7 protein-coding genes are annotated in these 9828 nt (G+C 59.5%); 5 read left to right on the top strand and 2 right to left on the bottom strand.

The features are described from left to right. Positions 1 to 27 precede the first annotated feature (27 nt). Positions 28 to 366: a hypothetical protein gene (locus AB4O40_RS18185; protein ID WP_056727017.1), complete on the top strand. Its 339-nt coding sequence runs from the start codon at positions 28 to 30 to the stop codon at positions 364 to 366. Positions 367 to 411: 45 nt separating this feature from the next. On the opposite strand, the gene lapD is transcribed toward AB4O40_RS18185, so the two are convergent. Beyond that, positions 412 to 2358 (bottom strand): cyclic di-GMP receptor LapD, encoded by a 1947-nt coding sequence (gene lapD / locus AB4O40_RS18180; protein ID WP_056727018.1) that lies wholly within the window; start codon positions 2356 to 2358, stop codon positions 412 to 414. Positions 2359 to 2372: 14 nt separating this feature from the next. Beyond that, positions 2373 to 3065 carry a cysteine protease LapG gene (lapG, locus tag AB4O40_RS18175; RefSeq protein ID WP_056727019.1) on the bottom strand — a complete coding sequence of 231 codons (693 nt, stop codon included), beginning with the start codon at positions 3063 to 3065 and terminating at the stop codon, positions 2373 to 2375. A gap of 196 nt (positions 3066 to 3261) precedes the next feature. Between lapG and AB4O40_RS18170 the strand changes: the two genes are divergently transcribed. From AB4O40_RS18170 to AB4O40_RS18155, 4 genes are all read left to right on the top strand, one after another. Continuing rightward, positions 3262 to 3972: a GntR family transcriptional regulator gene (locus tag AB4O40_RS18170; RefSeq protein WP_056727020.1), complete on the top strand. Its 711-nt coding sequence runs from the start codon at positions 3262 to 3264 to the stop codon at positions 3970 to 3972. Between the two features lie 724 nt (positions 3973 to 4696). Beyond that, entirely contained in the window at positions 4697 to 5473 is a 777-nt protein-coding gene (locus tag AB4O40_RS18165; RefSeq protein ID WP_056727021.1) for a DUF3050 domain-containing protein, read from the top strand. Then, positions 5470 to 6399, top strand: a complete 930-nt coding sequence (locus AB4O40_RS18160) for a diiron oxygenase (RefSeq protein WP_460053729.1) — start codon at positions 5470 to 5472, stop codon at positions 6397 to 6399. The genes AB4O40_RS18165 and AB4O40_RS18160 overlap by 4 nt, the downstream gene beginning before the upstream one ends. A 13-nt stretch (positions 6400 to 6412) precedes the next feature. Next, positions 6413 to 9820, top strand: a complete 3408-nt coding sequence (locus AB4O40_RS18155) for a non-ribosomal peptide synthetase (protein ID WP_056727023.1) — start codon at positions 6413 to 6415, stop codon at positions 9818 to 9820. Positions 9821 to 9828 lie beyond the last annotated feature (8 nt).

The following is a 9828-nucleotide window of genomic DNA, read 5'->3' as shown; positions in this document are numbered from 1 at the left end:
CGCTGGTTCCATTCCGAGGGATGCTCAATGTTTTACGTGCAACGCGATGCGCAGGGCCTGTTGATACGCGTGGAACCCGCCGCCTACGCCGAGGCCACGGAAACGCTGGCGGCCGACAATCATGAGATTCAGGCCTGGTTTGCCAACGCGGCTGTGGAGAACAGCCTCAAACAGCTCAAGCAAAGTGACCTGGAAATGATCCGGGTACTCGACGACTTGATTCAGGTGCTGACCCAGAAAGGCGTGATCCGCGTCACCGACCTGCCGACGGCGGCCCAGGCCAAGCTCATGGACCGAAACCAGGCCCGTGAAGCCTTGGGTGGCTTGAGCCAATTGATCGATGATGAAGAGACCGGGCTGATCTGACGCGCCCCTGCGATCATTCCCACGCACGGCGTGGGAGCGATCACATCAACCCCAGGGCTTGGGCTCGCCGAACAACTGGCCCTGTACACCGTATAACCCCATCTCGCGAATCACCGACAACTCGCCTTCAGTCTCGACCCGCTCGGCAATCAGCGGCAGATCAATGCTGTGCGCCGCTCGCTGGATCGCTTCGATGAACAGGCGTTTGTCGCTCTCCTCGTCAATCGACCGAATGTAGCTGCCATCGATTTTCAGGTAAGCCAGCCCCAACCGAGCCAGGTTGCCGATCATGCTGAAGCGGCCACCAAAACGTTGCAGGCTCAGGGAGAACCCGAGTTCGCGCAGGCGCCGGGTCAGTTGCTCCAGCACCGCCTGGTCAGGCAGTTGCTCTTCGCCAATTTCCAGGGTCAGGCGCGGGCCGAGGTTGGAGTGCGCGCGCAGTATCTCGAAGATTTTGTTTTGCGCCTGCGGGTCGGCCAGGGTAGCCGACGACAGGTTCAGCGCCAGCGACTCCTCATGCCCGCTCATTTGCTCCAGCACCCGCTCGAGCATCAGCCGATCCAGACGTGCAGTCCAGCCGAAGCGCTCCAGCCAGGGCAGAAAACGCCCGGCGGGGATGGTCTGGCCGTGTTCGTCGAGCAGTCGCGACAACACTTTGTAGTGCAGCACCAGTTGCGTGTCCTGGGCGGCCACTACCGGTTGGAAATACAGCTCGAAACGCCGCTGTGTCAGCGCCTGGTCGAGCATCCGGTGCCAGGCGTGGTGATCGTCGCCGACACTGGCCGCGAGACTGTGCTCGATACAGGCCCAGTTCTGCTCGCCCTGGCCTTCGGCCTGCGCCAGCGCCTGGTCGCCAAGGCTGAGAACGGTTTGCGGCGAGTCGCCATGAGCAAAAGGCGCCAGGCCGATAGACGCCACGGCAGCCACATCGGTGGCGCCGGTCGCGTGAAGACTGGCCAGGGCACTGTCGAGGTTCTGTGCCAATTGCAGCGCTTCCGCGCGCACCAGCCCCGGTGCCAGTACGGCAAATTCGCCGCCACGGATACGGGTGACCAGGTTCTGGGTTTCCGGGTATTTGGCGCACTCACGAGACAGTTGCTCACCGACGGCCTTAAGCACTTCATCGGTGCGCTGGCCACCGAGTCGCTGGTTGAGACCGGCCAGATCCTTGACCCGCAAAAGCAGCAGATAACCGGAACTGGCCTGCTCCGGGTTGCTTACCCGCGCATTCAGTTGCATCTCGAAATATCGCCGATTGGCCAACCCGGTCAACGAGTCCTGATAGGACTCGACCCGCAGTTTTTCACTGCGTTCGGCCTGCTCCTGGAACAGCGCCTTGAGCTTTTCGACCATCTGGTTCATGGCCTGCACTACCCGGCGAAGTTCTGGGGTACGCGGCAGTTCCGGCAGGCTGAGGAATTCCCGCCGGGCGATGGCGTGGGATTGCTTGACCATGTAATCCAGCGGTCTCAATTGCTGACGCAGCAACAGCGCGCCGAGTACCGCACTGACCGCGCCACACAGCAGCAACCAGCCCAGGCTACCCAAAGCACTTTGCCACAACTTGGCCAGCGCGAACATCGGGTGGCTGACCACCTCGACCCGGGCAGCCTGTTCCCAGCCACGGCTGACGATCGCATCACCACCGGCGGGTTCAAGGCCGATCAGTTTGACGAACCAGTCCGGAACATTGTTGACCGCCGGAATACCCGTACGCTCGACCAGGGTCTGGTCGGTCTTCAGATCGACCACGCGGATACTCGCGTAGTAACCGCTGTCGAAAATCGAGCTGACCAGCAACTCAACCATCGCCGGGTCGTCGATGTTCGGTGTCAGGGACAGCGCCAGCGCCGTCGCGGCGTCCTGGGCATGGGAGCGCAACTGGTTGACGTACTGAGTACGCGAGCTCTCCAGACTGACCATGAAACTGCCGGTGAAGGCGACCACCAGGAACAGACAGATAGCAATCAACAGCTGTTTGAACAAAGACATCTGAGCACGTGCTCCTAGTTAGTCGTCTCGACCGGGAATCCTTCGGCCTGCATTTTTTTCAACACATCCTGCCAACGCGAAAGGCGTTTGGTATCGCCGACCTTTTTATTGCCCTTGGCACCCGGCAACCACATCCCTTCGGCATTGAAAGAGTAGACCGGCAGCAAATCCTTCCGTTGGCCTGCCGGCTTGATTGCATCAATCAGGCTGTCGAGTACCAGGGGCTCGGCTTCCGGGCTCGCGTAGTAAGTCAGTACCATGTGCGCACGGTTCTGGGTCAGCGCCTTGACATAGGTGATACGCAGCTTTTCACTGGCTACACCGAGGTGCCGCAGGCTGAAGTACTTGGCGATAGCGTAGTCTTCACAGTCGCCCGCGCCTTTCCAGAGGGCTTGGATCGGGGTTTCCCAGTAGTCGACTTCATGCCACAGATCGATGTCTTCGACGTATCGCAGCTGCTGGTTGAAGAAGTGATTGACTACATTGAGTTGTTCCAGCTCGCCGATCTGCTTCTGGCTAGTCAATAAGTATTGCCAATCATTAATGCGTTGCTGACCTTCTCCCAAAGGTCCGTACAATGCCTGCGCCCGCCGGCTGATCAGGGAAAAATCCCAATCGGCGCTCAAGCTGCCCAGCATTACGCCAGTCAGCAGCAATGCGCTGCACAGCCAGCGTAAAACCCGGGGGATCGTTAAACTTGCCGCCAATGCGAGGCATCCTGGATAGGCAGGAGGGAATCGTTCGAATGGTGAAGGTTAGCCCGGAAAAAGACAATGGCACGGTGAGATCACTGGCGGCGCGCTAAACTGCAAGAAAGGCACTCGAGAGCCTGTTTGACAAGCAGTCAGTCAGTTACTAGTGTCATTTGGATCCAAAAATATTCCATCAATCAGGGTGCGTTTAGTGACACAAAAGCCCAACCCTCTCAGCCGTATCAAGGTCAACGGGCCGATTCCCGCACACATGGCACGCTCGGTGATCGAAGAAACCCTGCGCGCGGCCATACTCGACGGGCGCATTCCTTGCGGTGCGGCCCTGCGCCAGCAAGACCTCGCCGACCTGTTCGGCGTCAGCCGCATGCCCGTACGCGAAGCCTTGCGCCAACTCGAAGCACAGTCGTTGCTCAACGTGGTTGCCCACAAGGGTGCCGTGGTCGCGCCGCTGGTCCAGGGCGATGCCGTGGAAACCTACGCGCTGCGCATCCTGCTGGAATCCGAAGCCCTGCGTCTCTCGGTGCCACTGCTTCGCGAAGAAGATCTCGAAGAGGCTGCCCGCTACATCGACGAACTGGAAACGGAAAGCGACTACACCGAAATCGGTCGGCTCAATCGCTTGTTCCACATGACGCTTTACAGCCAGGCGCCGAATCGCCGGCTGTTGAAACTGGTCGAAGACGGCCTGAACGAAGAAGAGCGGTTCCTGCGCTTCAACCTGGAAGCCATGGGCCTGGGCAAACTGTCCCAGGATGACCACAAGGCACTGTTGCAGGCTGCTGCAGAGCGGGACGTCGAACGCTCCGTGAAGCTGCTCGAACATCACCTGAACCGAGGGGTCGAGGTCATTACGCGCTACCTCAACAGCCCTGAAGTCCAGGCCAGGAACAGGTCGAAGTAACCCTCGGCGGCAAGCCCGGGGGAGCGTACCGAAGGGTTCACCCCGCTTGCCGCGCATCCCTCCAAATGCTCCGCGAATAATTTGATTACAAATCCCCTTCCCCCATACCACGCCGCCCTTGCAGCGCCATACCGCGCCGCAACGCCTCGCCGCCTTGAAACCCGACCATTGCAACATTTGCGTGATGCCTCAGTAATGGCGGCCACCTCGATTTACGCCCACTCTGGATAACCAGGACAAAAAACGGGTGACGCTCCGTTCGAATGGAGCAACCCCTGCCCCCAGAAGCGAAGGAAGGAGCCTCATCACGGGAACGGAAGGATCGGCATCGCTCGCGACCCGCTTCCACCCCCTCAGACATTCCCAACGACGCCCGTAAAAAGTTACTTCGAGTGAGGCATTCACTCTTTATTCAATTCTGACTCATATAAGCCGGAAGGAGTAACTACGCCAAAATAAAACCAACCTAAATAGTTTTATTGGAACTTGTCATTCTCGAAAAAGTTGAATATTGAAATAACAACAAAACAACTTGATCAACACTTTATATGTGTATTAGTTTTTCTTCGTCGCCAGCCACAAACGGCTGCAACGCCTAACCCACTTGGCATCCATGGCACTGAAAAAAATCAATTAGTTTGAGGTACCCGTTCGCCAGGAAAAAACTTCCAACGAACTTCAGTGCTTGATGACTTCTCACCAAGGATCATTTACAGGCTCATCCATGAAACCAACTAAAGAACGTCTGTTTCAAAAAAAATCAGAACTTGGCAAACACCCGATCTTCTCTGAAATACATTCGCTGCCGGTCCTGCGACGCTTCATGGAAACCCACGTGTTTGCCGTATGGGACTTCATGTCGCTGACCAAGCGCCTGCAACAGGAGCTGACCTGCGTGCGACTGCCCTGGCTTCCACCGCAGGATCCCCAGGCCGCGCGGTTGATCAACGAGATCGTACTGGGTGAGGAGTCGGATGATCGCCCGGCTCTGGGTCACTACAGCCACTTCGAGTTGTACCTGGATGCAATGCGCGAGGTCGGCGCCTGCACCGTTGCCATCGAGCGTTTCGTGGCCCTGCAGCAAGAAGGCGTGAACTACGACATGGCCTTGCAGAGCGTCAAGATCGATCCGGCGGCCGCCAATTTCGTCCGTCATACGCTTCACACCGCACTGCATGCGCCGGGTCATAGTGTGGCCGCAGCGTTTCTGCACGGTCGCGAGAGCGTTATCCCGCAGATGTTCCAGCGCATCCTCGACGATTGGGGCATCGGCATCGAGCAAGCGCCGACTTTCCGGTACTACCTCGAACGGCACATTGAGGTCGATTCCGAGGACCACGGCCCGGCAGCGGAAAAGCTCCTGTCACGACTGGTCGATAGCGACCCGCAACGGCAGGAAGACGTGTATGCGAGCGCCATCGCTGCCGTGGAAAGTCGTATCGCCCTGTGGGACGGGTTGCGCCTGAGCATGAACGAATACGTCGTGGAGGTGAACGCATGAACGCCGCCGACTACCAATCCTTCGCCGACGCCTGGGAGAGCCGCGCGACCATCCGCACCCGCCCGCGCCGCGTGCTGGAGAACGACGACAAACTGATCTACCCCTTGAGCCGCCAACCGTTGGCGTTAAGCGAAACCTTTCTGCGCGAATGCCCGGAACAGCGCGACTTCGCCCTGGTACAGCCCCTCTACAAGTTCATCAGCGATGTGGTGATTTTCGAAACCGAGATCGTCGACAGAACCGCCCGCAGCATTGCCAAGAATCGTTTTGCGGTCGAGTTTCCGTTCGCCTGCCGCTACGACGCCATGACTGTGGTGGTGGACGAGGATTACCACGCGCTGGTGGCGATGGATTTCATGCAACAGACCATCGCCATGACCGGCATCCCCCCCATTGAATTGCCGGATGAAATCGAGCTGAGCCGGGCGATACCGGTGGCCGTGGCACTCGCTCCGGAGCACCTGCGCAGCGCCGTAGAACTGATCTGTGTGGCCATCGCCGAAAACACGGTGACCGGTGATGTCGCCGCGTTCGCCAAGGACGACACGGTCAAGCAATCGATCAAGGGCCTGATGGCCGATCACTTGCTCGATGAGGGGCGCCATTCCGGTTTTTGGGCGCGGCTGGTACGCATCTACTGGCATGCCGCAAGTGCAGAAGACCGCCAGTGCATCGCGCAGATCCTGCCGGTGTTCATTGCTCATTACCTGACCAACGACATCCAGAAATCCTTCGACTTCCGCTTGATCGACGCACTGCAGATCAACGACGCGACGCGTCACGCCCTCAAGAACGAAGTGTCTGCACTGGCCTTCCCGATCAATCGCCATCACCCGCTGGTGGCCAACATTGTGCGGTTTTTCCACAGCAGTTCGCTGCTCGATTCGCTGTGCGTACAAACCGCCCTCAGCGCCTACCTGGTTTGACGAGGAGCCCATCATGAGACGTCTCGACATCTTGCTCACCGGAAAAAGCCAGGCCCTGACCGACCTGGCATTGGAACTCGAACAACACGGTCACTCACTGACGCGGATATCCGCACTCGACGAAATGCCGGGGCCTGCGGATCTACTGATCGACGATGGCACGTCGCTTGAGTTCACCTGTCAGGCGCCACGCCTGACATTGCAGTTGGGCCTTCGCCTGCCGCAGGCGTCCGGCCTGCCATCGCTGGACGTACTGTGCTGGCATGGTTCAACACTGCTGAGCCGCGCACCCATCGCCGATGAACCGTCGGGTAACGGCCAGGCGTTGCGTATGCAGGCCATGACAGCACTGGTTGACCATGTGGCGCTGCTGGTCAGCCGCTACTCGCGCGATGCCGACTATTTTCGGTTCGTCGAACCCGCCGTATCTGCCCGCTTCGAGCGCATCGAGAGCCTGCGGTTCCTGGAAAGCCTCACGTTCGTGCATCGGCTCAATGCCACCGCTGACCCAAGACTGCAGCAACTCGCGTTAACGCCGATGATCGAAAGCCTGGAACAGCAATGCATCCAGAGCGCCGACCATCCGGCCTTGAGCATCGACGGCGACACCCTCGACTATCGCCAGTTGCACGCCCACAGCCGCGCCATCGAGCAACGTCTGCGACCGCTTCTGGAGCAGCATCAAGGCCCGGTCGTCATCGGGATCTGCTTACCTAAATGCAGCGCGCTGTATGCGGGAATCCTGGCGATCCTGGGCAGCGGCGCGGTGTACTTGCCGCTGGAGCCGGGCCATCCGTTGCAACGTCAGCAGTACATCCTGTCGAATGCCGGCGCGGTGTTGTTGCTGCATGACGGTGAGCATCCCCTGGCGTACGAGATGCCAGGGCTGGACATCAGCAGAATCGACGCCCATGACGCAGACCTCACTCAACCCTTGATGCGCCAACGCCCCGACCTCGATGCGCCTTGCATGGCGCTCTACACCTCGGGTACCACCGGTCATCCGAAGGGCGTGTTGCTCAGCCAGGCCAACCTTGCGCACTTCACCCACTGGTACGCCGACTATGTGCAGCTGACCCGCCAGAGCCGGGTATTACAGTTTTCTTCGTTGGGATTCGACTCATCGCTGATCGACATCTTCCCCACCCTGTTGCAAGGCGCCGAGATGATCGTGCCCGGCGATGACCAACGCCGCGATCCGCTGCAACTGGTGGAGCTGATTCGTCATCGGCAACTGAGCCACGCCTTTTTACCGCCGGCCTTGTTGAGCATCCTCCCGCTGGAACAATTGCAGTGCCTGGATCATGTGATGACCGGCGGCGATGTCTGCGAGCCGTGGGTCATCGAACAACTGAGCCGCCAGGGCAAGCTCTACAACCTCTACGGGCCCACCGAAGCCACGGTGCTGATTACCGCGCGCAAACTCCAGGCAGGCGACAGCAACCGTTCTCTGGGCGCTCCAATCGCCAACAGCCAGGTGTTGATTCTCGATGACGACTTTCACCCCGTGGCCGAACAGACCGTTGGTGAGTTGTACATCGCCGGCCCGGGTGTGTGCCTGGGTTACCTGAACAACCCGCAGCAAACCGCTGAACGCTATCTGCACTTGAACTTGCCTGATGGCCGGAGGTTGCGTGTCTATCGCACCGGAGACATGGCAAAGTGGACGGCTGAAGGGATCGAGCTGTGCGGTCGGCGTGATCATCAGGTGAAGATTCGCGGCTTCCGGGTCGAGCCGCAAGAGATTGAGCGCTGCCTGCGCGACAGCCAGTTGTACCGCCAGGTTGCCGTGGTCATCGATAGCCAGCGACGGATACTGGCTTTCGTTGCCCAGCCCCGGGACGACCAGCCCGATAGCGTTCGCCAGTTGAAGGCCCACGCGACACAACTCCTGCCGGACTACATGCGCCCCCTTGCATGGACCGAGCTGACAGCCATGCCCTATGCAAGTAATGGCAAGGTTGACCGCAAGGCGCTTCTGGAGCTGGCGCTCAACGTCACCGAGCACTCTCCACGACGTCTGCCCGCCAGCGCCGATGAGGCCCTGCTGTTGGATATCTGGGCCGAGTTGCTGGAGCTCCCGGCGAGCGATATTTCCACCGACGAAAGCTTCTTCAATCTGGGCGGGCACTCGATCCTGCTGTCGCGCATGCTCCTGCGATTGCGCGAGGAGTTCGGGCGCAGCATCTCGATAAACCGTTTCATCGAACTCCCCACTCTCGAGAAACTGGCGACTTTGGTGCGGGGTTCCGGCAGCGAAGAAGTGCTGAGCGAACAGGCCATGCGCGATGCCTTCCGCGAGCTGGATGTTCAGCCGCTGCCCGTCAGCCGCATGGGCGATGTGCACAAGGTGATCGTCACCGGTGCCAACAGTTTTGTCGGTGTACACATCGTCGATGCGTTGCTGGCCTGGGGTGCCAGCGAAGTCGCTTGCCTGGTTCGCGATGGCAACGGGCAATCGGCGGACGAGCGCTTTGCCCAGGCGTTGCGGGAGAACCGTCTGGAGCATCTGGATATGAACCGGGTGCGGGTTTACGCGGCAGACATCACGCGGCCGGAACTCGGTTTGGCGGCTGAGGTTTACCAGCGACTGGATCAGGAGTTTGGCGCACTGGTGCACAACGCGGCGAACGTCAATCACGTCCTCGATTACGAGTCGCTGGCCCGTGACAACGTCGAGCCGATTTTCGAATGTTTGCGCCTGTGCGAAGGACGCAGCAAAAAAATCTTCAACTTCGTCTCGACGCTCTCGGCCTCCAGCACGATATCCGCCGACGGCCGAGTGCTTGAGTTGCCGGCTGCACCCACACCACCGATCTACATCAAGAACGGCTACAACCTGTCCAAATGGGTCGGCGAGCGGATCCTCGAACGGGCGCGGGAGCTTGGGGTGCGGGTCAATCTCTACCGCCCCGGCAACATCAGTTTCAACAGCCTCACGGGCGTGTGCCAGCCGCACAAGAATCGCCTGATGCTGATGCTCAAGGGCTCGATCCAGCTGGGGCAGGTGCCGGAGTTCGCCTTGAACTTCGACTTGATGCCGGTGGACTTTCTCGCCCGATTCATCGCTTTCCACGCCAGTCGTTATCAGCCGGAGCAAGCGGTATTCAACCTGCACAACCCCGAGCCCTTGAGCTGGGACAACTACGTGGCGTCCTTCCGCGAAGCAGGGCGCGAATTCGCGATGGTCAGCGTTGCCGACTGGCAGCAGCAACTGGGTCGGGTCGACAGCGACAACGCGTTGTACGGCGTGCTGGGGTTCTACCTCAACGGCTTCGAGGAGGACATCGGCGACATCTCGATGATCGGTCACGACAACGCCCAGGCCGGTGTTCGGCTGATGGGCACGCACTACCCGCAAAAGTCCCCGGCGCTGCTGCGTCGCGGCTGCGACTACCTCAAAGAAATCAATTTCATCTGACTCAACCC

The organism is Pseudomonas sp. S2_F07, from assembly GCF_054668325.1.
This window is presented reverse-complemented; position numbering and strand designations above follow the sequence as displayed.